The sequence below is a fragment of the Streptomyces rimosus subsp. rimosus genome (assembly GCF_000720725.1).
Lineage (GTDB): Bacteria > Actinomycetota > Actinomycetes > Streptomycetales > Streptomycetaceae > Streptomyces > Streptomyces rimosus_A.
On the sequence record NZ_JOCQ01000112.1, the window covers coordinates 1 to 26,299 of the forward strand.

Sequence of the window (26,299 nt, forward strand, 5' to 3'; positions counted from 1 at the left end):
GACGAGTCGACGTGATGTGGGCACTCCTGCGCGACAACAGAGTCTTCACCTTCGCCCCGCCGGTCGCGCAGGCAGCTTGACGCAGTCATTGAAACTCCTTCCGGTCCGGAACTCGTGCTGTTCTCGCCGTCGTGTCCGTGCTCCGGTCTCACCCCCGCGGCACGTCCCGGGGCGGGAGCAGGATCTCCAGTACGTCGGTGTCCTCGGCCCGTACGAACATGCCGCCGCTGTTCTCGATCCGGCGGTGGAAGCTGCCGTCCGGGCGCATCAGCCAGGCCGACTCCAGATACAGCTCCGGCGGGTGCGGATAGGAGGTGGCGTACGAACGCGTGCCGTACCAGCCGCCGATCCACACCCCGTCGCGCAGCCGGAGTCGGACGAAGCACGAGCCGCGCTGTCGGAACATCTGGTCCCACGCCGTGGGCGTGGCCCGGTAGCGCACGGTGCTCAACCGCCGTCGCTGCCGGTACGTCACGGCCGCGGCGGCCGCGGCCGGAATCACCACGAACAGCGCCAGCCCCGCCAGCCCGGCGGCCCGGGGCCCGGCAGCCAACCGGGACCAGCCGTCCTGCCCGATCTCCCGGGCCAGCAAGACCAGTTGAGGTCCGAACACAATCAGGTACAGCGCGTCGAGCACCACGGAAGTGGTGACCGCCCGCAGGACGCGCTCGCCGAGCTTCCGCTCGCCCGGGACCGGACCGCGCCAGTACTCGCGCAGGAACTGGTAGGTGACCCCGGGGAGCACGAAGAGCACCAGCAGCGCCACTTGGAGCACCGTCGAGGGCGCGGTGGTCATCACACACCACCGGGCCCCACGTCGGGGTCCCGGGCCAGGCGTGCGGTCGCGACCGCCGCCGCCGTGAGCCCTCCCAGGACCGCGAGCGCGGCGACCGTCACCCAGGGCTTCCGCTCCGCCACCCACGAACCGCCCTGCTCCTGGCCGAGGTTCAGGGCTGCCATGGCCGCGGCGGCGACCGCCCAGGCGATGGCCAGGACCGAGCGGCGTACCGTCGTCATGTCCGCGAGCAGCACGGCCGCCGCGCCCAGCGCCAAGACCGCGCACACCATCACGGCCGGGTCCCGCCCCGCGCCCAGCAGCAGGCCGCCGAAGGCGACCAGGGCGGCCGTCCGCACGCCACGGCGGCGCCCCGCGAGCGGCCGACCGCGCCGCGCCGTGCCGGACAGGACGGCGGCCATCAGCAGATCCCCCGTCACGAGATACCCGTTCACGCTGCCCCGTCCCTTCCATGGCAAGCGGCCCCGCTGACGCTCAGGCTAGGCCAACTAGCCCTCGCCGACGCGCTGTTCGGCGGCGGTGTCGAACAGCGGGCCGGAGTGCTCCCGGCACGGTGACCGGCCGCCGGGCCGCTGCTAGCCTCGCAGCAGCGGTCCACGGGGGACGGGGGTCCGAGATGAGGTCCGCAGCAGCGAAAGCCGGTCGTCTCACCGCGGCGTTGGCCCTGACGGTGCTCGCCGGTGTCACGGCGTGCGGGCAGCCCGGCGGCGGTACGGGGCCCGGCGGTGGTACGGGTCCCGGGGGCGCGCCCAACGGTACGGCGTCGCCCGCCGGGTCACAGGGGGGCGCTCCCGCGTCCGAAGGCGCGGGCGCGGGCAGCGGCGGCCGGGGGGACGGAGGCGGCGGTCCGGCCTCGTACAGTCAGGGCGGTGACCCGGTGAAGCCGGTGCCGCAGCCCGCCACGGATACGGAAGAACCCGAGACGACCGGCGTCGGGAACACGCCCAGCCCCGGCTTCCCCACCGAAGACACCTCGTGCGCCCGGCCCTCCGGCGAAGAGACCACATGTCCCGATACGGACAGCCCGTCACCCACGGCCGACAGCTCGCCCGGTCCCGCGACGGACGGGGCCGGGAAGCAGACCGACGAGAGTCCGCAACCGGACACCGCCCGGCCCGGCCCCACTCAGCCCGCCTCCGGCACTCCCTGACCCGCGATGGGCGCCCCGCCCGCGGTACCGGGTGATCCGCCCGCCGTACCGGGTGATCCGGCCGCCGTCCGCGCCCGCGCCCGGCGCCGTCGGCGGATCCGCCGGGCTGCCGCACCGCCGGATGCCTCCGGTCCCGGCTCCGGCACACCACCGCAGCCCGACCAGCGGTTCGAGTCCATCAACACCGTCCTCGGCGCCGGGTCGCTCGTCGGCGGCCTGATGTTCTACGCGGGCGTCATGCACAGCAGCGCCTACTTCGGCTACTTCCACATCCGCGCGTCCGTCCTCGGCTTCGGTTTCCCGCAGATGATCATCTGGAGTCTGCGGCTGGTGACCCTGCCGGTCCTCGTCTGCCTGGCCCTCCTGGCCCTGGGACCGCGCCTGCCGGACCTCCTCGTCGCGCTGCGCGTCCCGAGCCGCGTCACGCTCGGGGTGCGCCGCGCCGGACGGGCCATCGCCCGGCAGTACGCGCTGTTCGTGGCGGCCGGTGTCGGCCTGATGCTGCTGTGGCAGCACATCCAGCCGTACGGCTGGGCAGCGCCCGTGCTCGTGGCCACCGGCCTCGTCCTCAGCCAGAGCGGCTCGGCGAACCCGGCCCGCGGCGCACGCGGGCTGTGGCGCAGGGGTCTCCCCGTCGTCGCGGCCGGGCTGTTCCTGGTGTGGGCCGTCGCCCTCGTCGCGGGCCAGCTCGGCAGGCAGGACGCCCGCGCGGCCGCCGCCCACCTGGTGCGCCGCCCCGCCGTCGTGGTCCTGAGCACCGAACGCCTCAGCATCAAGGGCCCCGGCCTGGTGCCCGAGACCCTTCCCGGCATGCACTACCGCTACCGCTACACGGGACTGCGCCTGATCCTGGAGCGCGACCGCCGCTACTACGTCCTGCCCGTCGGCTGGCAGCCCCGTACCGACCCCCTCTACGTCATCGAGGACGACGACTCGATCCTGATCCAGATCATGCCGGGCACCCAGCCCCGGGAGGGAGACGACGAGCCGTGAGGGGCGGCACGCCGCCGGAACGCCCGTTTTTTCGTTTCGCGTGCAACCATCCGGTGCCCGCGCCGGTCTGGCCTCGTATGAACAGATCGACAACGGGGACACGGTCGCAGCGCGTGGTGGGCGCCACGGCGGCCGTGGTGCTGGTGGCGCTGGCCGTGACAGTAACGGTCGGCGGCAAGGCGCCGGTGGTCACCGTCGCCGGCGGAGTGTCCGCCGCGGGGCCGGCGCTGACGCTCAGCGGGATGCGGAACACGTACTACATCCCCCGGGCCGGCTCACCGGTCCGGGACGACACGCCGGGGAAGTACGAGATCGCCCTGAAGGCCCGGGAGCCGCACCCGGTCGTCAAGAACGTGAAGGTGAGCATCGACCTGTCCGTCCTCAAGGGCAAGGCGGACCCCGTCTGGGTGGACAAGGGCAACAAGTGCGGCATGACGGGTCAGGTCATGACCTGCACGGTGGACGTCGAACCGGGAGCGGTCTTCACCCCGTTCACCCTGGTGCCGCGCCCGGGTGCCGCCCCGGGGCCGGCCGGAGCCATGACCGTCACCGTGACCAGCCCCACCACGCCCACCGTCCGGCACACCACGCAGGTCGTCATCGGCGCGCCCGTCATCACGGCCCGTCAGGCAGCGAAGAGGACCGGCGTCGAACCGGGCTCCGGGATACAGCTGGCGCCCGCGTTCGGGAACCGGGGGGACACCGGGATCGACGGGGGCCTGAGCCTGCTCGTCGAGGCTTCCGGGGCGACGCTGCGGCGCCTCCACAGCAACTGCCGGTACGACAAGGCCGTGGCGCCGACCAAGGCGCAGTGCGACTTCCCCGGACCGCTTCCGCCCGGCGCGGCGTTCAAGACGGACGCCCCGTTCACGGCGGAGACCGGCGCGACGGCGATACACGGCCGTATCTCGTACACCGTGCTTCGCGCCCACGAGACGTTCGGCCGGACCCGGCTGCCCGGCTCGGCCCCGCGCGGCACCGGAGCGCCGCTCGGCCTGCGCCCCGTCGACGGCGGCGGGAGCGACTTCGCCCCGCTGATGTACTGGCACGCCGATCAGGCCATGAGTGACCTGGACTTCGACACGACGCTGATCAACGACCTCCAGGCGGTCGGCTTCACCATCAAGGGCAGGGTGGGCGAGACCGTCGACGCCCAGGTGCCGTATCCGAGGAACTTCGCCGACCCCGAGATGGCGGTCACCCTGCCCGAAGGCGTCAGCCTCGTCACCGTGCCGCCCGGCGAGCACACCAGCGACATGGTCTACTGCGAGCCGGGCGGGTCCGGGGGCGGCCCGGCCGAGTGCCACGGCTACCAGGTCGGCGGCACCTGGGTGCGCGTCCACATCGACAGGCGGGTCGAGGGCGCCCGGGGATCGGTGCACGCCCTCTCCGGACCGAAGGCCGACCCGGACCGGGAGAACGACACGGCGCCCATCACGGTCGAGTACACCGGCTGAGCCCGGGCGGGCGGCTCGCCGGGCAAGGGCGTTTCCCCGTGCGGCCGTTGGCCGTACCGTTCGGTGCGGGACGCACCGCGCCCGCACCGAACGGCATACCCGCCGGCGACCGCAGGAGGACTTGTGACCAGCGAAGTCGAGCACAGCTCTGTCGAGGTGAACGGCATCCGGCTGCACATCGCCGAACAGGGGGAAGGACCCCTGGTCGTACTGCTGCACGGCTTCCCGGAGTGCTGGTACTCCTGGCGGCACCAGTTCGCGCCGCTGGCTGCGGCCGGCTACCGCGTGGTGGCCCCCGACCAGCGCGGTTACGCGCGCAGCGAGCAGCCGGCCGACATCGCCGCGTACACGATGCTGCACCTGACCGGCGATGTGATCGGCCTGATCCACGCCCTGGGGGAGGAGCGGGCGGTCGTCGTCGGCCACGACTGGGGTGCGCCGGTGGCCTGGACGACGGCCCAGTTGCGCCCGGACGTCGTACGCGGCGTCGTCGGGCTGAGCGTGCCGCCGTCCCCGCGCTCCTCCGAGGCGCCGCTGCCCCGTCTGCGCGCGGCGCTCGGGGACGGCTTCTACCAGATCTACTTCCAGGAACCGGGTGTCGCCGACGCCGAGCTGGCCCAGGACCTGCCCGCCGCCTTCCGCGCCATGCTGGTCAACGGCTCCGGCGACAGTCCGTTCACCGACCCGCCCCAGCCGTGGGTCATCCCGGTGGGCGGCAAGCTGCTCGACACCATGCCGCAGCCGGAGGAACTGCCCGCCTGGCTGAGCCAGGAGGACATCGACACCTTCGTGGGCGAGTACGCCCGGCACGGTGACCGTGCCTTCACCGGCGGTCTGAACTGGTACCGCAACATCGACCGCAACTGGGAGCTGACGGCGCCGTTCCAGGGCCGCGGCATCGACGTACCCGGGCTCTACCTGGCGGGCGACCGCGACCTGGTCCGGGCGTTCCCCGCCATGACCGAGCTGCTGTCCGCCCTGGAGCGGGCGATGCCGAACGTACGCCAGGCCCCGGCCCTGCCCGGCTGTGGCCACTGGACGCAGCAGGAGCGGCCGGACGAGGTCAACGCCGCGCTGCTGGAGTTCCTGGCGGAGCTGCCCGCGGCCGGGTGAGGACGGCGGCGGGCCCGCCACGGGCCGGTGCTGAACCGGCCCGTGGCGGGCCCGTGACGTCGGTGTCGGACGTCTACGACACGCCGGCGCCGGCCTGCTCGGCCGTGTCCGGTGCCCGCTCGGCGAGCCTGCTGTGGCGCCGGCCGTACCCGAAGTACAGCGCGAGGCCCACCGCGAGCCAGACCAGGAAGCCGACCCAGGTGATCAGCTGGAGGTTGAGCATCAGGTAGAGGCAGCACAGCAGCGAGACCAGCGGGATGACCGGCACCCACGGGGTACGGAAGGCGCGGGGCAGGTCGGGGGCGGTGCGCCTGAGGATCAGCACGCTGGCCGAGACCGCGGCGAAGGCGAACAGGGTGCCGATGTTGACCATCTCGGCGAGCACGTCGAACTTCATGAACGCCGCCAGCGCCGCCATGATCACCGCCAGCACCATCAGGTTGATCTTCGGGGTGCCGTGCCGCGGGTCGACCTTGTACAGCGCCTTCGGCAGCAGCCCGTCGCGGGCCATCGCGAAGATCACCCGGCTCTGCGACCGGAAGCAGATCAGGCTCACCGCGGCCAGGCCGACCACCGCGCCCAGACTGATGACCGTGGCGAAGAACGGATGGCCCTTCGCGGTGAAGGCGTCGGCCAGCGGCGCCTTCACCGACAGCTGCGAATAGTGTTGCATTCCGGTGACGACCAGACACACCGCGACATAGAGCACGGTGACGACGACCAGCGAGGCGATGATGCCGATGGGCAGGTCGCGCTGCGGGCGGCGGGTCTCCTCCGCCGAGGTCGCCACCATGTCGAAACCGATGTAGGCGAAGAACACCATCGCGGCGGCGCTGAGAATTCCCGCGACGCCGAATGCCGTCGGGGTGATGCCGGTCAGCAGCTGCAATAGCGGGGCCTGCAGGCCGGAGACCTTCGCGGTGTGCTGGGCCTCCGGCACGAACGGGTGGTAATTGTCGGTGTCGATGAAGAACAGCCCGGCGACGATGACCAGCAGCACAATCGCGAACTTGATGCCGACCAGCACATTGGTGACGCCCTTCGACAGCTTTCCGCCGACGACGAGCACCGCGCCCAGAACGAGCACGAGAAGCGCCGCGGGCAGATTCAGCACGGCGTCGTCGCCGCCGCTCAGCGCGGCGGGCAGCTGGAGACCGACGCCGTTGAGCATCGATTGCAGATAGCCGGACCAGCCGACCGCCACCACCGCCGTCGCCAGGGTCAGTTCCAGGCTCAGCGCCCAGCCGATGATCCAGGCCGGCAGTTCGCCGAGCGCCGTGTACGAGTAGGAGTACGCGGAGCCCGCGACCGGTACCGAGGAGGCGAATTCGGCGTAACACAGCGCCGCGCAGGCACAGACCGCGGCGGCGACGACGAAGGAGAGCGCCACGGCGGGTCCGGCCATGTTGCGGGCCACCGTACCGGTGAGCACGAAGATTCCGGTGCCGAGAATGACACCGACCCCGAGGATGGTCAGATCCAGAGCGGAAAGGTCCCGGCGAAGGCGTTGTTCGCCTTCTCCGCGAGCCTCCTTGACGGCTCGCTCCAAAGGCTTTTTGCGCAGCAGACTCACGGTGGGTATTCCGAACTCTCTCAAGGGGTACGGGAACGGTCGTACGCGTTCCCGGTCGGAGTCTCCGTCAGGCGTCCGCGTCCTCGCAACGTAACGCTCCGGCGTCTCAAATGCTGGGACCGCCGCCCGGAATACCGGGACGCCGCGGGATCGGCGGACAGCATCCGGTGACCGCGCCGCCGCGCGGATATTCCCGTCCGTTCCGCGCGCCCGTCGGCTACAGTGGGCACATGGCTTCCTGGTACTACTTCGTCTGAGACCGGGCGTGACCGCGGACGGCTGACGCTCAGCCGTCCCGCCCGCGGACGGCGCCCGCCCGCGCAGCGACATCTGCCGGGCCGCCGCGCCGATTCCACGGTCACTTTCCCTCCGCAGCCGTGCCTGCCGCCGTGCTGCGTTCCCGGCCTCTTATCGGAATCCGGCCCCCGTGCCCGACAGCGCACGGCGCGGCCAGGACGTACCCAGGGATTTCCCGTGCGCCATCGCGCCCAATTGACCATGAAGGACGTTTCCCTCGCCTACGGCGACCGCGCCGTGCTGGAACAGGTGTCACTGACCGTGCGCCCCGGCGGCAAGGCCGGAGTCATCGGTGACAACGGTTCCGGCAAGTCCACGCTGCTCCGGCTGCTGGCGGGGGCGGCGGAACCCGACACGGGCGAGATCACCGTGTCCTTTCCCGGCGGCGTCGGCCACCTCGGCCAGACCCCGGACCTCGACCCGCGCGGCACGGTCCAGGACGCCGTCGACGCCGCCCTCGCCGAACTGCGAGGCCTCGAAGCCCGGATACGGGCGGCGGAAGCCGTCCTGGCCACCGCCACGCCGGACGAACTCGACGCGTACGGCGAGCTGCTGACCACGTACGAGGAGCGCGGCGGTTACCAGGCGGACGCCCGCGTGGACGCCGCGCTGCACGGCCTCGGCCTGGCACACCTCACCCGCGACCGGGTGCTCGGCTCGCTCTCCGGCGGCGAGCGGTCGCGGCTGTCGCTCGCCTGCGTCCTGGCCGCGGCCCCCGAACTGCTCCTGCTGGACGAGCCGACCAACCACCTCGACCAGCAGGCCACCGCCTGGCTGGAGGCGCACCTGAAAGCCCACCGCGGCACGGTGGTCGTCGTCACCCACGACCGGGAACTGCTCGAAGCGGTCACCTCCGACATCCTCGAAGCCGACCGCGACCTGCGCACCGTCACGCGGTACGGCGACGGCTGGCAGGGCTACCGCACGGCGAAGGCCGCGGCCCGCCGCCGCTGGGCACAGGACCACGAGGAGTGGCGCGCGGAGGTCGCCCGGACCGCCGAGCTGGCCGCATCGGCCGGCCGGCGGCTGGCCGGCACCGGCCAGGACCCGCACGAAGGCTTCGGCAAACACCGGCGCTCCCACGAGGCGAAACTGTCCGGCCAGGTCAGAGCGGCCAGGCAGCGGCTGGCCCGGCTCCGGCGCCACCCGGTACCGCCGCCTCCCGTACCGCTCCGGTTCAGCGCGGAGCTGACCACGTACACGGACGGGGCCGGGCAGGGGGACGGAGCCGGGCGCACGGACGGGGCCGGGCACGCGGACGGGACGGCCGGCGGCCCCCGGCAGCCCCTCGCCGAACTGACCGGCATCACCGTCGGAGACCGCCTGCGCCTCGACGGGCTGACCGTTGCGCCGGGCGAGCGCCTGCTCGTGACCGGCCCGAACGGCGCGGGCAAGACGACGCTGCTCCGGGTGCTCGCCGGGGACCTGCGCCCCGACACGGGCACCGTGCGCCGCCCGGCCCGTACGGGCTACCTGGCGCAGGAGCTGTCCGCCGTACCGCCTCGGCGGTCCCTGCTGGCCGCCTTCGCCGCCGGGCTGCCCGGCCCGCCCGACGAGCACGCGCCCGCGCTGCTGTCCCTCGGCCTGTTCCGCGAGGACGACCTGGCGGTGCCGGTGACGGCCCTGTCGGTCGGCCAGCGGCGCCGGCTGGAGCTGGCGCGCCTGGTCACCCGCCCCGCCGACCTGCTCGTCCTGGACGAGCCGACCAACCACATCTCCCTCGGTCTCGTCGAGGAACTGGAAGAGGCGCTGGCGGCCTATTGCGGCGCGGTCGTCGTGGTCTCCCACGACCGTCGCTTCCGCCGCGGGTTCCGCGGGCGCACGCTGGAGCTGGAAGGCGGCCGGGCGGTACGGGAAGGTGCCGCCGACAGCCGCTGAGAGCCGCGCCCGGACACGGGCTCTCCACGGGGAAGGGCGCTCCGGGGTGCGCCCTTCGGCCCGAGGGCCGACAGTGGAGGGGAAAGCCCGCCCGGAACCCGCTCGGAACCCGCCCGGAACCCGCGCGGAAACCCGCCCGGAAGCCCGCGAGGAAAGGGTGAAGGGGCAACAGTCCCGTGGCGGCGTGGCATGACGGCATGGCGGACCGGGCACGCGTGCGGACGGGCCGGGCGGTGGCCCCGGGGCAACTCGGACCACATCGGACCACATCGGACCACAGGAAAACCGTCCGTATACGTTGAAACCGCCGAGAACAGGGCACCCGGAACACCGTCAGGACATCACCGTCAAGGCTGTCACGACCGTCAGTCGGCGACCCGCGAACTCCGAGGAGGAAGCGCCATGCACCTCTCGCTCCTTCAACCGATCATCGACCGGCCGGGCCCCTGGGCTTCCGTGTACGCCGAAATCCCGCACAGCACCGAGGACGCGGCCAAGCAGCGGGAACTCTCGGCGGACGCCGCGGCCAGACAGCTCGCGGAGCAGGGGGCGGACCGGGCCACGTGCGACGCGGTGCGCGCGTCCCTGGCGAACGCGCGGGCCGACGGGGAACCGGTCGACCTGCCCGGACGGGCGGTCTTCGCCACCGGCGGCGAGGTCGTCCTGGACGCGCCGCTCTCCGGCCGGCCCGCCCGCTCGTTCGCGAGCTGGTCGCCGCTGCCCCGGATCACTCCGTGGGCCGAGGCCGCCGCGGACGACGTCCGGTGCCTGGTCGTCTACGTGGACCGGGAGGGAGCCGACTTCGCGCTGCACAGCGACCAGGGCGCCCTGGACGCCGGTACGGTCGAGGGCCTGGACTGGCCGATCCACCGCACCGCCACGGCCGACTGGTCCGAACGGCACTTCCAGACCGCGGTCGAGAACACCTGGGAGCAGAACGCCGGTGAGATCGCCGACGCCGCCCAGCGGGTCTTCGAGAGCTGCGGCGCCCAGGTCATGCTCCTGGCCGGCGACCCGCGCGAACGCCGCTCGGTCCACGACAAGCTTCCGGAGCAGCTGCGTACGGTGGCCTTCGAGACCGACCACGGCGGCCGGGCGGCCGGCGCCGACAGCACCAAGCTGGACCGCGACATCGCCCATGTCCGTGCGGGCTTCGAGCACGACCACGTCACGGACGTGCTGAACCGGTTCCGGGCGGGCGCCGACGTCGGCGGCACCGATCCCGCGTACGCCGCGACCGGCGTACCGGCCCTCATCGAGGCGGCACGCGAACACCGCATCGAGACCCTGATCCTCGCCCCGGGCGGCGCCGACGCCGGCCGCGAGGTCTGGGTGGGTCCCGGCCCCGACCAGCTCGCGGTCCGGGGCACCGAACTCCAGTACCTGGGTGAGACGAACCCGTCCGCGGCGCGCGCGGACGACGCGCTGCTGCGTTCGGCCGCCGCCACCGGGGCCGAGGCCGTCGTCGTACGCGACCCGGCCGAAGCGCCCACGGGCGGCCTCGGAGCCATCCTCCGCTGGAGCACGCCCACCCAGCACGAGTAGGTGGGCCCCCGAACCGGAGACCGGTGCGCCGGGCAGTTTCCCCTCACTGCCCGGGGCACCGGTTTTCGTCATGCGCGGGAGGGCGCCGGAGGCGGCGACGGCGGGAGCGCGTGACAGGTGGCGGTCCGCTCCTTCCGCCGGGGCCGGCCGTCGGGTCCAGGGCCGCCCCGGCAGACAGGGCCGAGCTGGTCGGGTGGAGCCATAGGGGCTGGGGTCACCTCGACCGGCTGGGACTCGGCCTGGGTGCAGACCGTCGCGTCAACTCGACCTTCCTTTCACTCATCCTCCTGTGGCCCACGCTCGCAGGCTAGGAGCGGGCGCACCGGCCGGGCAGGGCGCACATTCCGCGCCCGGTCGCGGAAACCGGGCGCACACCGGGCGCCGCGGCGCGTCCGTCCCAGGAGGCGCGCGGCGCATCAGTAAAAGGACGGCCCCGGTGCCCGTACGGGTGGGGAACGGTGATCTGCGCCGTACAGGCGGGCGTTGCTTCTCCGGAAGACGTCGAGGGCTCCGGATGTGCCAGGGGCCTGCGAGGCTGGGGGCCGAGTGTTGCCGACAGGGAGGTTCACCGTGGCCCGTACCGTCCCCGCGTCCGACGACGTGCTCCGCGCCCGGCTCGACGCCGTCGCCGAGCGACTGCTGCACCTCGCCCGTGACCTGCACGCCCACCCGGAGACGGCGTTCGCCGAACACCACGCGGCGGACGCCCTCACCGCGCTGCTGGCGGACGCGGGCCTCGCGGTGGAGCGCGGGACGGCCGGGCTGCCGACCGCCTTCACCGCCACCGCGGGGCCGTCCGACGCGGACCTGACCGTGGGCCTGTGCCTGGAGTACGACGCGCTCCCGGACCTCGGCCACGCCTGCGGGCACCATCTGATCGCCGCCGCGGGCGCGGGCGCCGCCATCGCCCTGTCGGCGGTCGCCGACGACCTCGGCCTGCGGGTGAAGGCGCTGGGCACGCCCGCGGAGGAGAGCGGCGGCGGCAAGGTCCACCTGCTGCGCGCCGGAGCCTTCGACGACGTGTCGTTCGCGATGATGGTCCACCCCGGCCCGGCGGACGACTTCGGCGGTACGTCCCGGGCCGCGCGCGAGGTGCACGCGGAGTACCGGGGCCGCGCGGCGCACGCGGCCGTCGCCCCGTACGACGGCCTGAACGCCGCCGACGCGTGCGTGGTCGCGCAGACCGCGCTGGCCCTGCTGCGCCAGCAACTCCCCGACGGCGTACGGATGCACGGCATCGTCACGCACGGCGGGGACCGCACCAACATCATTCCCGCGCGGGCCCGCATCAGCTGGCAGCTGCGCGCCGACACCCTGGACGCGCTGGAGGAGCTGTGGCCGCGCGTACGGGCCTGCTTCGAGGCGGGCGCGGTGGCCACCGGCTGCGAGCTGACGCTGACCGAACCGGCCGCCCCCTACGCCGACCTGCGGCAGGACGCCTGGCTCGGTGACACCTACGCCCGGCACGTACGGGCGCTCGGCCGCACGCCCGAGCCCGCCGTCTCCATCGGTGCTTCCACCGACATGGGCAACGTCAGCCAGGTCCTGCCCGCCATCCACCCCACCATCGGCCTGGACTGCCCGGCCCGCCCGCACACGGCCGAGTTCGCCGAGGCCGCCACCGGCGAGCGGGCCGACCGCGCCGTACTGGACGCCGCCCTCGCCCTGGCCCGCACCGCCGCCGACCTGGCCACCGACCCGGCCCAGCGGGCCCGGATCACCAAGGCCCACCGGGAACGGGCGTGAAGCGCGCCGGGAACGCTCCTACCGGCCCTCGTCGGCGGGCTCGCCCCCGGGGTGACCCGCCGCTTCCTGCTGCTCCTCCAGGTTCGTGGAGAAGGTGTCCCCCTCCTTGCCGACCCGTTCGTCCTCGTCCGGTTCCTCCGTGACGTCCAGCTCGGCGTCCTCGAACTCCTTGACCAGTTCATCGGCGGCGGAGTCGGTGTGCTTGCGGTCGTTGCCCATGGGGCGGTCCTCTCTCGTGGGTCCGGAACGGGGCGGGCCGGGCCCGCAGCGTGTGTGCGGACCCGACCCGTGGCCGGTGGCCTGTGCGGTTCCCGGGGTCAGCTGGGCAGCGCCGGGCGGTTCCAGTGCCGGTGGGCGGCCACCGCCTCGGTGAAGGCGGCGGTGAAGTCCTGGGCCGTCGTACCGGCCGACAGGCGGTCGGTGACGATGCCGGACTCGGTGACCGTCGAGTCGCCCTCGGCGGCCGTACGCAGCTCGCCCGGCAGCATGCCGGCCAGCTTGGCGACGCTCGCGCCCAGGGCACCGATCGGCTTGCCGTGACGGTAGGCGCTGCGGACGAAGCGCAGGGCCGCGTCGTCGGCCGCCGCGTTGCCGGAGTCCAGGCCGCCCGGGGGCAGCAGCACCGCGTCGTAGAGCACCGAGGCGACCGTGGGCAGCGCCCGGTCCACGGCCAGGGTGCTGCCGTCCTTGTCCTGGACGGTGCCGTCCTGAGGGGCGATCAGCTCCACGATCGCGCCGCCCTCGGCCAGCGCGTCGCGGACCGCGATCGTCTGCGCGGCGTCCACGCCGTCGGAGACCAGGACCGCGATCTGGCGGGTGCTGATCGAACCGTCCCCGCGGTTGTTCTCGAAGCTCAGCGCGGGGGAGGGGGTCGGCTGCGGCGTGTTCGGGCGCTCCTGCGGCGCGGGTACGCCGATGCCCTCGGCGACCGCGACGGCCAGCGCGTGGTCGACGTACGACAGCTGCTCGACCGTACGGGCCCGGACCTCCTTCGCGCCCACCTTGCCCAGCTCGAAGCGGAAGGCGTCGACGATGTGCTTCTGCTCCCAGTCGGCCATGCTGTGCCAGAACATCGCCGTCTGGGTGTAGTGGTCGTCGAAGCTGGGGCTGCGGCGGCGGATCTTACGGCCGTCCACGCGCTCGGTGTAGTGCCGGAAGGCCGGGTCGTCCGGGTCGGCCAGCGCGGGGCAGCCGCCGCCGAGCGAGTTCGGGAAGTAGTTGGTGCCCCGGTGGATCTCGTCCTGGTGGAAGCCGTCGCGCTGGTTGTTGCGGACCGGGGCCACCGGCCGGTTCACCGGGATCTGCGCGAAGTTCGGGCCGCCCAGGCGCAGCAGCTGGGTGTCCAGGTAGGAGAAGTTGCGGGCCTGGAGCAGCGGGTCGTTGGTGAAGTCGATGCCCGGCACGACGTTCGCCGTGTGGAACGCGATCTGCTCGGTCTCGGCGAAGAAGTTGTCGGGGTTGCGGTTGAGCACCATCCGCCCGATCGGCTGCACCGGGACCTGCTCCTCCGGAATGATCTTGGTGGCGTCCAGCAGGTCGAAGTCGAAGTCGTGCTCCTCGGACTCCGGCACGAGCTGCACGCCCAGCTCCCACTCGGGGTACGCGCCGGCCTCGATGGTGTCCCACAGGTCCCGGCGGTTGAAGTCGGGGTCGCGGCCCTGGGCCTCCTGGGCCTCGTCCCACACCAGGGAGTGCACGCCCAGCTTCGGCTTCCAGTGGAATTTCACGAAGGTGCCTTGACCCCGCGCGTTGACGAACCGGAAGGTGTGCACGCCGAAGCCCTGCATCATCCGGTAGCTGCGCGGGATGGCCCGGTCGGACATCAGCCACATGATCGTGTGCAGTGTCTCGGGCTGGAGCGAGACGAAATCCCACAGCGTGTCGTGCGCGGAGGCACCCGTCGGGATGTCGTTGTGCGGCTCCGGTTTCACCGCGTGCACGAAGTCGGGGAACTTGATGCCGTCCTGGATGAAGAAGACCGGGAAATTGTTCCCCACCAGGTCGTAATTGCCCTCGGAGGTGTAGAATTTCGTGGCGAATCCGCGCACGTCACGCACCGTGTCCGCGGAGCCGCGCGGCCCCTGCACGGTGGAGAACCGGACGAACACCGGCGTCTTCACGGACGGGTCCTGCAGAAACGCCGCCCGGGTGAATTCCGCACACGACTCGTACGGCTGGAAGTAACCGTACGCACCCGCCCCGCGCGCATGCACCACACGTTCCGGAATCCGCTCGTGGTCGAAGCGGGTGATCTTCTCCCGGAAGTGGAAATCCTCCATCAGGGTCGGGCCGCGCTCACCGGCCTGGAGGGAATCGTCGGTGTGGTCGACCGGCACGCCCTGGTCGGTCGTCATCGGCCCGGCGGCCGGGTCTTCGGCGCGGAAGCGGTCACGCTGTTCTTGCTTCGGGTCGGCCATCGGATTCCTGCTCCTTGTCTGCCCCTGTGCGGGTGCCCTCTGCGAAAGCCCTGTACGGAAACGTGCGGACGCCCGCACGACGATTTCGCGCACGCCGCGTCCCGCATCGCCGCGACGGCGCTCCGCCGGGCTGGGTAACCGGCCGGCGGGTTGCCCAAACATGCTTTTCGCGCCGGTCGGTGAACGGGTTGCGGCGAGGCGTGACGTCTCCGGGGGCGGGGTGGCCCGAATCGTCCTATGCTCGTGATGCAGACGATGGGCGTGTGCCGAATGCCTGGTCAGGCCGGGCGTCGGGGGAGCTGTGTGCTGTCCGCTCGGTGTGCTTCCGCCGTCTCGGTGACGACGCCCAGACCCCGCGTCCGTTGGGAGAGTGGATCCCGTGAGCACAGCCGTCACGGCTCCGTCGCGACGCCGACGAGCCTTTCCGGACACGCCGGACGCAGCGGAGACGAACGCCGTTTTCACGCGCATGGCAGAACTGCCCGAGGGCCCGGAGAAAAGGCGGCTGCGGGACGAACTGACACGTGCCTGGCTGCCGATGGCCGTACGGCTCGCCCTGCGTTTCAGGGACCGCGGGGAAAGCATGGACGATCTGAAACAGGTCGCCGCGCTGGGCTTGGTGAAGGCCATCGGCGGGTACCGGCCCGAGCGTGGCAGCGCATTCGAGAGTTACGCCATCCCCACCATCGTCGGCGAGGTCAAGCGGCATTTCCGGGACTGCACCTGGGGCGTGCACGTACCGCGTCGCGTCCAGGAACTCCGCAATACCGTACGCCTCGCCGTACGCGAACTGGCGGCGGCCTCCGACAGTCGTTTCCCGACCGTGCCCGAGATCGCCGAACGCACCCGGCTCTCCGCCGAGGACGTCATCCTCGGCCTGGAAGCCATCGAAAGCTACAAGACCCTTTCCCTGGACGCCGAGCGGCCGGGCGCCGACGACGATTTCGCGCTCCGTGACAGCATCGGCTTCACCGAGCCGCAGTACGAACTGGTCCTCGCCCGGGAAACGGTGCGCGACGGCCTGCGCGGCCTGCCGGAGCGAGAGCGCCGCATTCTGTACATGCGCTTCTTCTGCGATATGACACAGAGCCGTATCGGCGAGGAACTGGGGCTGTCCCAGATGCATGTGTGCCGCCTCATCAAGCGGACCTGCGCCCGCATTCGCGAGGAGGCCGACGGCACCGGACCGGAGGCGCCCGCCAGTTCGGTCGCGGCATGAGCCGCTGAAATGACATGCGGTCCTGCCTTTCCTGGTAGGACCGCAGTAGCAGTTTTTTGGACACAAAGGTGGAGAAGGGCCGGCTTTACATGGGCGACTGCCAGATGACGTTCGTTCCCGGGGTGCCGTCGTGGGCCACCCTCCTGACGGGGGACCTCGACGTCGCGACGCGTTTCTACGGACCGCTGCTGGGCTGGCGGTTCGAGGCCGGTCCCGACCGGTGGGGCCCGTACGTGCGGGCGATGGCCGGCGACACGGCGGTGGCGGGGCTGAGCGCGGCCGCCCGCCACACCGAGCTGCCCAACTCGTGGACCACGTACTTCGGGACCCGCAACGCCGACGACGCGGCCAACGGGGTCCGCGAACGCGGCGGCACGGTCGCCATCGGCCCGCTGGACTTCGACGCGGGCCGGCTGGCGCTGGCCGCCGACCCCGCCGGCGCGCGCTTCGGCCTGTGGGAGTGCCGCGAGAACACCCCGCAGACCGACCGGCAGCCGGCCGGCCCCGGCGCGCCGGTCTGGGTGGAGCTGCGCACCCGCGACGCGTTCGACGCGGCGCGCTTCTACGGCGACCTCTTCGGGTGGCTCAGCGAGGAGGACGCCGCCACCCCCTTCGACGTGCGCTGGGAGGACGAGCGGGTGGTGCTCAGCTTCGAGGGCCGGGACGCGGTGGGGCTCTACGGCGGCGCGATCGAGGCGGCGGCCGACCCGCAGGTACGGCCGCGCTGGAACATCCACTTCCAGGTGCCGGACGTCGAGGAGGCCGTCGAGACCGCGAAGGAGCTCGGCGGCCGGGTGGAGTCCAAGGCGGAACGCACCCCGCAGGGGCCGGTGGCCGAGCTGCGCGACCCCGAAGGGACCCTCTTCCACATCGTCGGCGCCCAGACCTGAACTCCGTACGGGCTACCGCACCGCGACCAGCACCGCGTCCTCACCGAACTGCCAGACGGGTGCGGCGTGCCGGAAGCCGGCCCGCCGCAGCAGCCGTATGTGGTGGCTCAGCGGCAGGCCGTTGTGCGTGTGGTGCGGCGTGTGCCGGGCGCGGCGGGCGGTGAAGGGATCAGCCAGCTCCGGGTCGGCGGCGGCAGCGGCCCACCAGGAGGCCCAGTCCTCTCGGCAGGCCGCCCGCTGCCGCTCGGCCCGCCGCAGCCCCACCTGTACGGCGACCTCCGCGGCCCGGTCGCCCGCCGGGCCGCGGAACCGGTCGCTGTTGACCAGCACGCCGCCGGGGCGCAGCAGGCCGGCGAGGTCCTGGTACGCGCGGCGCAGCGCGTCCGGCGCGAGGCAGTGCAGCGCCGTAGAGGACACGGCCGCGTCGAGCGGGCGGTCCAGACGCAGCGCGCGGGTCCAGCCGGGCGCGCCGACCGGCGCCTCGACGAAGCGCACCGCATCGCCGTGGTGGGCCTGCCCGAGCGCGAGCAGTACGGGGTCCTTGTCCACGGCCACGATGTCCGCGCCGGGCAGCCGCCGGGCGAGCCGCGCGGCCAGGGACCCGGGGCCGCACCCCAAATCCAGTACGTGCGCGTGCTCTTGATGTGCCGTCACCTTTTCGACGGCGTCCGCGACGACCGTGAAGCGCTCCTCACGGTCGATCGCGTACCGCTGCTGCTGCCGTTCCCACCGCCGTACCCACCGGGCGGCCGTGGCCACACTCAGTCCCATCCGGTCGCGTCACCTTCACCGTCTCGCACCTGTCCGCCGAGCGGTCTCAACCTACAGGTGAAAACGGTTTCCAAACGCGTTCTGTCACTCCAAAGGGGTCAGGCACACGACGCCAGGACGTCCAGCAGCCGGTCGATCTCCTCCGGCGCGTTGTACGCGTGCAGGCTCACCCGCACCGAGTGCTGCCGCTCGCCGCCGCTGCCCTGGCACAGGCTGTCCGAACGGACCATGAAGCCGTGGTCGAACAGCGCGAAGCCCAGGTCTCCCGAGGCGATGGCGTGGTGCCGGAAGGTGACGATGCCCTGGCGCCGCTGGACGTCCGCGTCGGCCGCCAGGTTGCGCCGGCACCCCAGCACCTCGTACGCGGGCAGCCGGCGCAGCCCCTCGGTCAGCCGGGCGGCCAGGGCGGTGGTCCACCGCTCGACGCGGTCGGTGCCGGCGGCGTCCAGCCAGTCGAAGGCGGCCCGCAGGCTGCGGATGCCGGTGGTGTTCGGGCTGCCGTCCCACCCGCCGGGCTCGAACACCGGGCCCCGCGCGTTACGGGCCCACACGGCGCCGGAACCGGGCAGCGCCAGGGCCTTGTGGCCGGAGAAGACGGCGAAGTCCACGTCCAGGTCCGTCAGCGACACGGGGATGTGGCCGACGCTCTGGGCCGCGTCCAGGCAGATCGGCACGTCGGGGCCGACCGCACGGCGGATGCGGTGCACGTTCATGTCGCCGCCGTAGACGTGGTGGACGTGGGTGACCGCCACGAAGCGGGTCCGCGGCCCGGCCAGCGCGGCCAGGGCCTCCGGGTCGTAGTCGCCGGACCCGGCCTGGTACGGCATCGGGCGGACCCGGATGCGTACGCCCTGCCGCGCGAGCAGGTCCCGCACCTCCAGCCACGGCACGATGTTCGCCTGGTGATCGGCGAGCGGGACCACGATCTCGTCCCCGTCCGAGAGGTGGCCGGCCAGCCAGTCGAGCGCGACGGCGCGCAGCCCCGCCGTCGCCCCGCTGACGAAGTGCACCCCGGAGCGCTCCGGCGCCGGGTCGCCGAGGAATTCCTTGACCCGCTGCCGGGTCTCCTCGACCAGTGCCGTGGTCCGGTTGGCCCAGGTGTAGGTGCCGCGCCCGGCGTTGGCGTTGCCGGTCGTCAGGTAGTGCTGCACGGCGTCCAGTACCGCCTGCGGTTTCTGCGTCGTGGCGGCGCTGTCCAGATAGGCCAGGTGCGGGGCGCCGGTGATGATCGGGAACTGGGCGCGGACGGCGGTGTGCCAGCCGCGCAGCTCCTCCAGGGCCGCGGTGACGGGGGCGTCCATCGTGGTCATCGGCGGTCACTCCCGTACCAGCGGGGCGCCCGCGTCGCGCCAGGCGATGATTCCGCCGCGCAGACTGCGCACGTCCGGATGGCCCATCCGGCTGAGCAGCGCGGCGTATCTGGCGGACTGCTCGCCGACCGGACAGGCCAGCAGGACCGGGCGGCTCTTGCTGAACGGCAGCCCGCCGCGGACCAGTTCGCCGAAGAGCTCGTCGACGATGTTGACGGATCCGGCGATGTGCAGCGCGGTATAGGCGAACGGGCTGCGCAGGTCCACGACGAGCGGGTGCTCGCGCTCGATCCAGGACTCGGCGCCCTCGACGTCGATGTCCGGCGCCTCGCGCACCTCGGCGTCGGCCAGCGTGGCGAGGGAGTTCGGCTGCGGCGGCCGGCCCAGCAGCTCGGGGCGGCGCTGGCGTACGTAACCGAGGTAGCTCTCGATGCGGTCGCAGACGATGAACACGGCGGTCCGGCGCTCCGCGGGCCGGTCCACGTCCGGCTCGGGCGCCGGCGCGGTGTCCAGCTCGCGCAGATGCCGTACGGCGCCGAAGTACGCGGCCCCGCTGGTCGGGCCGGCCAGGATGCCGCACCGCCGGGCCAGCGTCAGCATGCCGTCGAGCGCCTCGTCGGCGGTGACGGACGCGAGGGTGTCGTAGGTGCCCGGGTCGAACAGGCCGACCTCCTGCACCTCGTCGATCGTGCGGATGCCGGGCACGAAGTCCGCCTTGCTCGACACCAGCCCGACCACGCCCACCCGCGGATCGTGCTCGCGCAGCACCCGGGCGACCCCGGTGGACGAGCCGGCCGTGCCCACACAGGCGATGAACCAGTCCGGGGCCCGGCCGTCCAGGTCCTTGACGATCTCCGGTCCGGTGCCGTCCACATGGGCCTGCGTGTTGCGGTCGTTGTAGTACTGGTCGGTGTACAGGTACGCGCCGCCCGGCTCGGTGAGTGCCTGGTGGAACCGGGTGAGCGGATCGTCGGTGTTGGTCGGGTCGAGGCATTCGGTCTGCCCCGGCAGCTCCTCGACCTCCGCGCCCAGCAGCAGGAGGAGGTCCTTGACCTCCGGAATGCGCATGCGGTTCGTGACGGTCTTGAAGGGCACCCCGTGCATCCCGGCGAGTACGGCCAGCGCCTTGGCCGTGTTGCCGCTGGACAGCTCGACGACGGTACGGCCCTCGTCCGCGGCCGTGGCGAGACCGGGCCGCGCCATGTTCCAGGCCGCCCGGTCCTTGATGGAGCCGAACGGGTTGAGCATCTCCAGTTTCGCGTACAGATCGATGGTGCGCAGGCCGTGGACGGACGGATCGATGCGTACGAGCGGGGTGTTGCCGATGGCGTCGGTGATGCGCTCGAACCTCATGCAGTCCCTTTCGTCCGGCGGGGTACGTGCGGCCAGTACTGCTCGTCCAGGCACCAGTGCCAGGGCGCGTCCTCCTGTGGGAGCCCGTCCGCCGCCTCCTCCTGCCATACGGCGGCCTTGCGGGCGACGGGCTGCTGCTGCGCCTCGTCGGCGCTGAAGTCCATGCAGTACCCGGCGGTGTTGGCGAACACCAGCAGGTCGCCGGGGCGCGGCGCGGCCGGCAGGTGGACCGCGCGCCGGGTGATCATGTCGGCCTCCAGGCACAGGTTGCCCGCAAGGTAGACCGCCACCGGGCCGGTGTCCGGGACCGGCCGCGCGGTACGCGGTACGAGGACGGGATCGACCAGGACACCGTGCTCCTCCAGGCCGATGTCGTCGGCGTTCGCGTCCAGACGCACGAGGAGATGGCCGGGGGACGTACGGTCGTCCACGGCTTCCGAACGCTCCGAGGGCTGCGTACGGCGCACCTCCAGCACCCGCGCCAGGGTGACCCCGCACTGGTCCACCAGAGCGCGGCCCGGCTCCGTGTGCAGCTCGTACAGGTTCTCCAGCAGCAGAGTGGCCAGCGGGCGGCCCAGCGAGGGGGCGGGGAGCGACAGGAGCTCGTCCAGGTACCGGGCGCCGGCGGTCGGGCGGTGGGCGGGGTAGAGGGCGAGTGCGCCGCGCAGGGTGCCGTTCTCGTTGCGCAGGCCGTAGGTGTGACGGCGCCAGGTCATCGGCGGGCGGGTCCCCAGCGCGGCGTTGGTCAGCTCGGTCGTGTAGCGCTGCCACTGCGCGCCGTCGGCGAGGTAGTCGGTGCCGAAGCCGCCGCCGATGTCCACGGCGCGCGGCGTGAAGCCGCGGACGCGGCACGTGTCCAGGGCCTTGACGCACCCTTCGAGGGCCACCGCCTTCTCGGCCGGGCTGGTGGTGTCGAGGTGATAGCCCACCCCGGTCAGCTCCACCGCGTCACCGTGCCGTTCGACCGCCTTGAGCAGGCCGTCCAGATCGCCTTCGGCCGTACCGAAGCGGCTCTGCCGGGACAGCAGTCTGACGCCGGGGGTGCGGAAGCCGGAGAGGCGCAGCAGGACGCGGACGCGGGGGAGGCGGTGGTCCCGTACCAGCGCGGCGAGTTCGTCCAGTTCCCCTGGGCTGTCGACGTGGACGGCGGTGCCGGTGCGGGCCGCCAGCCACAGGAACTCCCCGTTCTTCGGCCCGGTGGCCAGGATGCGGTCCGGTGCGAACCCGGCCCCCAGCGCGTGCTGGAGTTCCCTGACGGATGCCACGTCCATCCCCGCGTCCGTCGCGGCGAGCCGCCGCACCAGGGCGCTGGACCGGTTCGCCTTGTGCGCGAAGTAGATGCCGCCGCTGAGGTGGTGGCGGCGGTAGACCGCCCGGAAAGCGGCGAGGTTCTCGGCGATGCGGTCCGGCAGCACCACGTTCAGCGGCGACCCGAGCCCGCCGGCGAGCGTATGGAGAAACGTCCTTGCGCGCAGCAGGGAAGCCAGCCGGGACTCCAACCGCGGTTCCAGGTACAAGGGAACGTCCATACGGAATACTTCCCCCGGTACGGACCCGAGGCCACCTCGTACGCGGAACCGGCCCGGGGCACCGGCCGCGGCGGGCGGCCGGTGCGGGCCCTCACGCGGTGGCGGTCCGGGACTCCGTCAGGTGCCGGACACCGGACCGTACGGCCCAGAGGAAGACCGCGAGCGCGAAGACCGCCACGACCAGCGAGTCGTACGGGGCCGGCAGCCGGCCGGAGCCCTCGAAGCTGCCCAGCCAGGAGAGCAGGGTCAGTACCGCCAGGTACGCGACCAGCCAGGCGCCGGTGCGCAGTTCGGTGAGCAGCGGCAGCCGCCGCCCCGCGCCGTCCCGGTCGCCGACGGCGTCCGCCGCGCCGTCCCCGGAGCGCCGCATGGCCAGGAAGATCAGCAGCCCGGCGAGGACCAGCGGCAGCGCCAGGCGCAGGTTGTGCCAGCCCGACCAGTACACGAACTCGCTGGCCACCACGAAGCTCACCGGAGCGATCCAGCGCAGGCCCGGCACCCAGCCGGAGGTCGTGCTGCCGGGGTCGGTGAGGAAGACCGCAGCGGCGACCGCGGACGCCCCGTAGATGAGCAGATACATGTTGCCCATCACGCTGACGATGTCCTGCCAGCCGCCGAACGGCAGCAGAAAGATCACGATCACTGCGAGGTTGAGCACCAGCGCCCGGCGCGGCACGCCGAACCGCTCGTTGACCGCCATGAAGAACCGGGGGAGGGTGCGGTTCTTCGCGAGCGCGTAGGTGTGCCGGGCGTTGATCGCCACACCCACGTACGCGGAGCCGCCGGGCGAGAGCACCGCGTCCGCGTACAGCAGGCTGGACAGCCAGTGCAGGTTGAGGATCAGGGCCAGCTGTCCGAAGGGGGACTCGAAGGACACGCCCTTCCAGCCGCCGCCGAGCAGGTTCTCGGGGACGGTGAAGAGGAACGCCACCTGGAGGGCCAGATACATGGCGACCGCCAGGGCGATGCCGGTCAGTACGGCCGCGGGAATCGTCTTTCGGGGGTTGCGGGCCTCGCCGGAGAAGTCCAGCGGCGCCTGGAACCCGTTGACCGAGTAGACGATGCCGCCGCCGGCCAGCGCGGTCAGGCAGGCGGCGTATCCGTACGGGGCGAAGCCGCCGTGGTCGGTCAGGCGTCCCTGGTGCCAGCCGGAGGCGATGAGCGCGATCACGGTGATCACCGGGATCGCGATCTTGAACACCGTGACCAGGTTGTTCAGCCGGGCGAACATCCGCACCGCGTACCAGTTCAGCGCCGTCAGGACCACGCTGAGCGCGGCGGCGACACCGACCCCGGCCAGGGTCAGGGTGTGGCCGCTGTAGAGGCCCGGCACATAGTGCGCGGCGTACTGCATGATCGCGCTGATCTCGGCCGCGGTGCCGCCCACCGAGAGCAGCACCGACCAGCCCACCAGCGTGCCGACCAGCCGGCCGTTGGCGAACAGCGGCCAGCGGACCGTCCCGCCGCCCTCGGGCCGCGACGCGCCCAGCTCCACCATGACCAGGGCGACCAGCGCGCACAGCAGCCCCGCGCCGATCCAGGACAGCAGCGACGCGGGCCCCGCCGTCTGCGCCGCGTACAGGGCGGCGAACAGCCAGCCGGACCCCACGATGTTGGAGAACCCGATCGCGGTGAGCCCCCAGAACCCCAGGTCCCGGCGCAATCGGCGCTCCTGCGCCAGCACCACCGGCGCACCGCCCCCGTCGACCTCACCCGTCACCTGACGTTCCGACACCGCACGTCCTCCCTGATCCGTTACCGACGGCTCATGACCGTCCGCATGCGGATTCTGCCGTTCCATGGCGGAAAAAGCGCACGTCACCACGCGCGGCCGGGGGAGGGTGGACCGATATGTCCGGAGGGTGGATGCCCGATATGCAAGGAGATGGCAGGAGATGGCGGGCGGCCGGAGGGTGGTTCACCCGCCGGAGAGGCAGAAGATGACGGCTGTATGAAATCTGCGACCGGCCGCTCGGTCCACCCCCGTACGGCGTCGTACGGCATCGTGCGGCGGGGCGCGGTCACCGACACACCGCGCCCCGCCGCACTCCCCGCTCAGCTGCGCAGCGGGCCCTCGCAGGTGAAGGACGCGCTCCCGGCCCGGCCGTCGGACCAGACGTCCACGGTGCCGAAGAAGCAGTCCATGTCGGCGAGGTTGTTGGCCGCGGCACCGGCCCGGTCCAGCAGGAAGTAGTCGACGGTCTCCGACATGTCGGCGAAGACCCGGTCCGGGTCGCGGGCGTCGGAGAGGTTGGCGGTGATCCGGCCGGCGCAGATGAAGCGCGACCGCCCGGCCGGCTCGCCGGTGCCCGTGCAGGCGGGCGTGATGTACGTGGCCTTGGTGAAGGCCGCCCGGACCTCGGACGCCTCGGCGAACCGCAGCGACCCGTTGGGCGTGAAGGTGGTGTGCGGCACGTACAGGTCGTCGGCCTGCGCGATCTGGGCGTCGAGGAAGGCGTCGTACGCGCGTTGCAGCCCGCCGTCCGCGCCCAGCCGGGTCCGCCAGGCGTCGAACCCCTTCGGGTCGTCGGCACGCTGGTAGCCGTACATCTCCCGCAGCAGCGACGGGCGCTGCTGCCACAGGAACTCGAAGAACGTCCCGGCGTAGTTGTAGAAGCGGAAGCCGTCACCCGCGTACGTGGAGTGCAGCAGCCGGTCGACGCTCATCCGCGGCCCGCCGTTCGCGGTGTCCGCGATGACGCCCTTGACCAGGGACTTGCGCACCTTCACCCCGTCGTCGCGGGTGCCCCCGGCGAAGAACTCGGCGGTGCCCTCGTCCATCGCCGTGGTCAGGTCCCCGGTGTACCAGGGCCCCTCGCCGAAGCTGCCCGGAACGGCCCAGCGGCCGTTGAGGTAGTGGGTGTACTCGTGCCGGAACAGCTCTTCGAGGGTGAGCGAGGAGTCCTGCGGGACGCGCCGCTGGTAGGTGTAGAACGTCGCGCCGTTCTCGATGTAGACGCCGCCGTTGTTCGTGCCCATCCCGGTCAGCAGCGGGTGCATGATCTCGTACTCGGCACGCGAGGCGTACAGGTGGACGTGCAGCGTGGTGTTGGTGTCCCCGGCCAGCGGCGTGTCCGTGCCGAGCACGCGGAAGAACTGCGCCTTGACCCGTTTGCTTGCGTAGTAGAGCTGGTCGACGGTGGCCCGGTCGAGCGCGGTGCGCACCTCCAGGGAGCCCCGGTCGTAGGTGTACGTGTACGGGAAGATCTCGCGTTCGAGCTGCGACCGGCAGACGCCGTGGCGCTCGCAGTCGCCGAAGTAGTTGAGCCAGCCTGCCACACCGGCCCACGGGGCGCTGCGGCGGCCGAAGTTGGTCTCCGCGACGGTGAGCAGGCCGCCGAGGTCGTTCACGATGGCGGGCTTGAGGGCGTCGATCTGGCCGAAGCGGCCGTACTCGCCCAGCGCGTCGCGCACCGCCCAGGCGTTGGCCGTGCCCTTCAGGTGGGTGTGGCCGGAGAAGGCGCGGAAGTCGGCGCGGTACGCGGCGTCGGCGGTCACGGCGGACCGGAAGGCCGTGTCGTTGTTGCCCGGGTACACGCCGAGGTAGTTGACGGTGAGGGCGGCGAGGGCGGCACCGCCCCACATCGGGTCGGTGGCGGTCGGCCTGCCGGGACCCATGGTGGCCAGTACCCGTCTCACCAGCGGCAGTTGGTGCTGGCGCAGGCCCGGCGCGCTCGCGGTGGTGAGGGCTTCGCGCAGCGTCTCGGCGTTGTGCCGGGTGGGCTCGAAGGTGCGGGCCGCGGTCCCGTACGCGGCCACGGCCGCCCGCATCGCCTCGACGGTCGGGGCGTCCGTGACGTCGATCTCGGCGTGCGAGAAGTCGTGGTAGACGACCGCGTGCAGGTAGGTGAACAGCTCGTACAGGTGGGTGGCGTCGGTGCCGTCGTGGTTCGGTGCGAGCGCGCTGATCCGGCGGGCCACGGCCTGTACGTGCGGCCGCGACATCACCGGGGCGAGCCGCGCGTCCCAGGTCCAGATCAGTCCCCGCAGACAGCCCTCGGCGGTGACGGCCGGGTCGGTGAGGAAGTCCGCGAGGGCGTCCGGGCCGAGGCGGGTGAGGGCGTCGAGGGTGCAGGCGGGCGCGGTGTCCGCGCGGGGGCCGCCGGGGGCGCTCGCCGCCAGGTCGCCGGGGATGCGGCCGCGGGGCACGCGGCCGTTGCCGGGTGGCAGGTCCCGGGCCGACCGGTTCGCCGACGGGCCGCGGCCCACGGCCCCGGGCCCGGCACCCAGCAAAGGCCGCGGGCCCCGCGGGCGCCTCCCCG

19 protein-coding genes are annotated in these 26,299 nt (G+C 72.5%); 8 read left to right on the forward strand and 11 right to left on the reverse strand.

All coding sequences use genetic code 11. From position 1 onward, the window contains the following. Nucleotides 1-148 precede the first annotated feature (148 nt). Together IH45_RS0135995 and IH45_RS0136000 are read right to left on the reverse strand one after the other, a co-directional pair. Nucleotides 149-796 (reverse strand): DUF6338 family protein, encoded by a 648-nt coding sequence (locus IH45_RS0135995; RefSeq protein WP_030678710.1) that lies wholly within the window; start codon nucleotides 794-796, stop codon nucleotides 149-151. After that, nucleotides 796-1,230 carry a hypothetical protein gene (locus IH45_RS0136000; protein ID WP_030678712.1) on the reverse strand — a complete coding sequence of 145 codons (435 nt, stop codon included), beginning with the start codon at nucleotides 1,228-1,230 and terminating at the stop codon, nucleotides 796-798. Before IH45_RS0136000 ends, IH45_RS0135995 begins: the two co-directional genes overlap by 1 nt. A gap of 722 nt (nucleotides 1,231-1,952) precedes the next feature. Here IH45_RS0136000 and IH45_RS0136005 point away from each other — a divergent pair. The 3 genes from IH45_RS0136005 to IH45_RS0136015 all read left to right on the forward strand — a co-directional run bounded on the left by IH45_RS0136005 (nucleotide 1,953) and on the right by IH45_RS0136015 (nucleotide 5,509). Further along, nucleotides 1,953-2,939 carry a hypothetical protein gene (locus IH45_RS0136005; RefSeq protein WP_030678715.1) on the forward strand — a complete coding sequence of 329 codons (987 nt, stop codon included), beginning with the start codon at nucleotides 1,953-1,955 and terminating at the stop codon, nucleotides 2,937-2,939. Nucleotides 2,940-3,052: 113 nt separating this feature from the next. Further along, nucleotides 3,053-4,396 (forward strand): hypothetical protein, encoded by a 1,344-nt coding sequence (locus IH45_RS0136010; protein ID WP_030678717.1) that lies wholly within the window; start codon nucleotides 3,053-3,055, stop codon nucleotides 4,394-4,396. A 123-nt stretch (nucleotides 4,397-4,519) separates the two neighbouring features. Continuing rightward, complete coding sequence (locus tag IH45_RS0136015; protein ID WP_030678721.1) at nucleotides 4,520-5,509, forward strand: alpha/beta fold hydrolase; 990 nt, start codon at nucleotides 4,520-4,522, stop codon at nucleotides 5,507-5,509. Between the two features lie 73 nt (nucleotides 5,510-5,582). On the opposite strand, the gene IH45_RS0136020 is transcribed toward IH45_RS0136015, so the two are convergent. Continuing rightward, the gene (locus IH45_RS0136020) at nucleotides 5,583-7,082 is read right to left on the reverse strand and encodes an amino acid permease (protein ID WP_030678724.1); all 1,500 of its coding nucleotides are present in this window, start codon (nucleotides 7,080-7,082) and stop codon (nucleotides 5,583-5,585) included. 498 nt (nucleotides 7,083-7,580) lie between these two features. On the opposite strand from IH45_RS0136020, the gene IH45_RS0136025 reads away from it, so the two are divergent. From IH45_RS0136025 to IH45_RS0136035, 3 genes are all read left to right on the forward strand, one after another. Next, nucleotides 7,581-9,257: an ABC-F family ATP-binding cassette domain-containing protein gene (locus IH45_RS0136025; RefSeq protein ID WP_030678726.1), complete on the forward strand. Its 1,677-nt coding sequence runs from the start codon at nucleotides 7,581-7,583 to the stop codon at nucleotides 9,255-9,257. A gap of 402 nt (nucleotides 9,258-9,659) precedes the next feature. Beyond that, entirely contained in the window at nucleotides 9,660-10,802 is a 1,143-nt protein-coding gene (locus IH45_RS0136030) for a baeRF2 domain-containing protein (RefSeq protein ID WP_030678729.1), read from the forward strand. Nucleotides 10,803-11,372: 570 nt separating this feature from the next. Next, entirely contained in the window at nucleotides 11,373-12,548 is a 1,176-nt protein-coding gene (locus tag IH45_RS0136035; RefSeq protein WP_030678732.1) for an amidohydrolase, read from the forward strand. Nucleotides 12,549-12,566: 18 nt separating this feature from the next. Here the strand turns inward: IH45_RS0136035 and IH45_RS0136040 are convergent, their stop codons facing one another. Continuing rightward, the gene (locus IH45_RS0136040) at nucleotides 12,567-12,767 is read right to left on the reverse strand and encodes a hypothetical protein (RefSeq protein WP_030678734.1); all 201 of its coding nucleotides are present in this window, start codon (nucleotides 12,765-12,767) and stop codon (nucleotides 12,567-12,569) included. A gap of 98 nt (nucleotides 12,768-12,865) precedes the next feature. Further along, nucleotides 12,866-14,965 (reverse strand): catalase, encoded by a 2,100-nt coding sequence (locus IH45_RS0136045; protein WP_030678738.1) that lies wholly within the window; start codon nucleotides 14,963-14,965, stop codon nucleotides 12,866-12,868. A gap of 469 nt (nucleotides 14,966-15,434) precedes the next feature. Between IH45_RS0136045 and IH45_RS0136050 the strand changes: the two genes are divergently transcribed. Both IH45_RS0136050 and IH45_RS0136055 read left to right on the forward strand, forming a co-directional pair. Then, entirely contained in the window at nucleotides 15,435-16,184 is a 750-nt protein-coding gene (locus IH45_RS0136050) for a SigB/SigF/SigG family RNA polymerase sigma factor (RefSeq protein ID WP_032918956.1), read from the forward strand. A gap of 89 nt (nucleotides 16,185-16,273) precedes the next feature. Beyond that, nucleotides 16,274-17,074 (forward strand): VOC family protein, encoded by an 801-nt coding sequence (locus IH45_RS0136055; protein WP_030678743.1) that lies wholly within the window; start codon nucleotides 16,274-16,276, stop codon nucleotides 17,072-17,074. A 12-nt stretch (nucleotides 17,075-17,086) separates the two neighbouring features. Here the strand turns inward: IH45_RS0136055 and IH45_RS0136060 are convergent, their stop codons facing one another. The 6 genes from IH45_RS0136060 to IH45_RS0136085 form a co-directional block, all read right to left on the reverse strand. Continuing rightward, on the reverse strand, nucleotides 17,087-17,845 hold the full coding sequence (locus tag IH45_RS0136060) for a class I SAM-dependent methyltransferase (protein WP_030678746.1): 759 nt from the start codon (nucleotides 17,843-17,845) through the stop codon (nucleotides 17,087-17,089). A 98-nt stretch (nucleotides 17,846-17,943) separates the two neighbouring features. Next, nucleotides 17,944-19,155: an aminotransferase class V-fold PLP-dependent enzyme gene (locus tag IH45_RS0136065; RefSeq protein ID WP_030678750.1), complete on the reverse strand. Its 1,212-nt coding sequence runs from the start codon at nucleotides 19,153-19,155 to the stop codon at nucleotides 17,944-17,946. A gap of 6 nt (nucleotides 19,156-19,161) precedes the next feature. Then, nucleotides 19,162-20,508, reverse strand: a complete 1,347-nt coding sequence (locus IH45_RS0136070; RefSeq protein WP_030678753.1) for a pyridoxal-phosphate dependent enzyme — start codon at nucleotides 20,506-20,508, stop codon at nucleotides 19,162-19,164. Next, nucleotides 20,505-22,037, reverse strand: a complete 1,533-nt coding sequence (locus IH45_RS0136075) for a type III PLP-dependent enzyme domain-containing protein (RefSeq protein WP_032918958.1) — start codon at nucleotides 22,035-22,037, stop codon at nucleotides 20,505-20,507. The genes IH45_RS0136070 and IH45_RS0136075 overlap by 4 nt, the downstream gene beginning before the upstream one ends. Nucleotides 22,038-22,128: 91 nt before the next feature. Further along, nucleotides 22,129-23,772, reverse strand: a complete 1,644-nt coding sequence (locus IH45_RS0136080) for an APC family permease (protein WP_078897947.1) — start codon at nucleotides 23,770-23,772, stop codon at nucleotides 22,129-22,131. A 320-nt stretch (nucleotides 23,773-24,092) separates the two neighbouring features. Beyond that, the coding region (locus tag IH45_RS0136085; RefSeq protein ID WP_107058784.1) for a collagenase at nucleotides 24,093-26,299 on the reverse strand (2,207 nt) is incomplete at its 5' end.

Excerpts from the sequence above, each read along its gene's own strand:
- IH45_RS0136050 (WP_032918956.1), top strand. The coding sequence starts at position 15,435 with ATGGCAGAACTGCCCGAGGGCCCGGAGAAAAGGCGGCTGCGGGACGAA.
- IH45_RS0136045 (WP_030678738.1), bottom strand. The coding sequence starts at position 14,965 with ATGGCCGACCCGAAGCAAGAACAGCGTGACCGCTTCCGCGCCGAAGAC.
- IH45_RS0135995 (WP_030678710.1), bottom strand. The coding sequence starts at position 796 with ATGACCACCGCGCCCTCGACGGTGCTCCAAGTGGCGCTGCTGGTGCTC.
- IH45_RS0136005 (WP_030678715.1), top strand. The coding sequence starts at position 1,953 with ATGGGCGCCCCGCCCGCGGTACCGGGTGATCCGCCCGCCGTACCGGGT.
- IH45_RS0136055 (WP_030678743.1), top strand. The coding sequence starts at position 16,274 with ATGGGCGACTGCCAGATGACGTTCGTTCCCGGGGTGCCGTCGTGGGCC.
- IH45_RS0136025 (WP_030678726.1), top strand. The coding sequence starts at position 7,581 with ATGAAGGACGTTTCCCTCGCCTACGGCGACCGCGCCGTGCTGGAACAG.
- IH45_RS0136030 (WP_030678729.1), top strand. The coding sequence starts at position 9,660 with ATGCACCTCTCGCTCCTTCAACCGATCATCGACCGGCCGGGCCCCTGG.
- IH45_RS0136075 (WP_032918958.1), bottom strand. The coding sequence starts at position 22,037 with ATGGACGTTCCCTTGTACCTGGAACCGCGGTTGGAGTCCCGGCTGGCT.
- IH45_RS0136060 (WP_030678746.1), bottom strand. The coding sequence starts at position 17,845 with ATGGGACTGAGTGTGGCCACGGCCGCCCGGTGGGTACGGCGGTGGGAA.
- IH45_RS0136040 (WP_030678734.1), bottom strand. The coding sequence starts at position 12,767 with ATGGGCAACGACCGCAAGCACACCGACTCCGCCGCCGATGAACTGGTC.
- IH45_RS0136065 (WP_030678750.1), bottom strand. The coding sequence starts at position 19,155 with ATGACCACGATGGACGCCCCCGTCACCGCGGCCCTGGAGGAGCTGCGC.
- IH45_RS0136070 (WP_030678753.1), bottom strand. The coding sequence starts at position 20,508 with ATGAGGTTCGAGCGCATCACCGACGCCATCGGCAACACCCCGCTCGTA.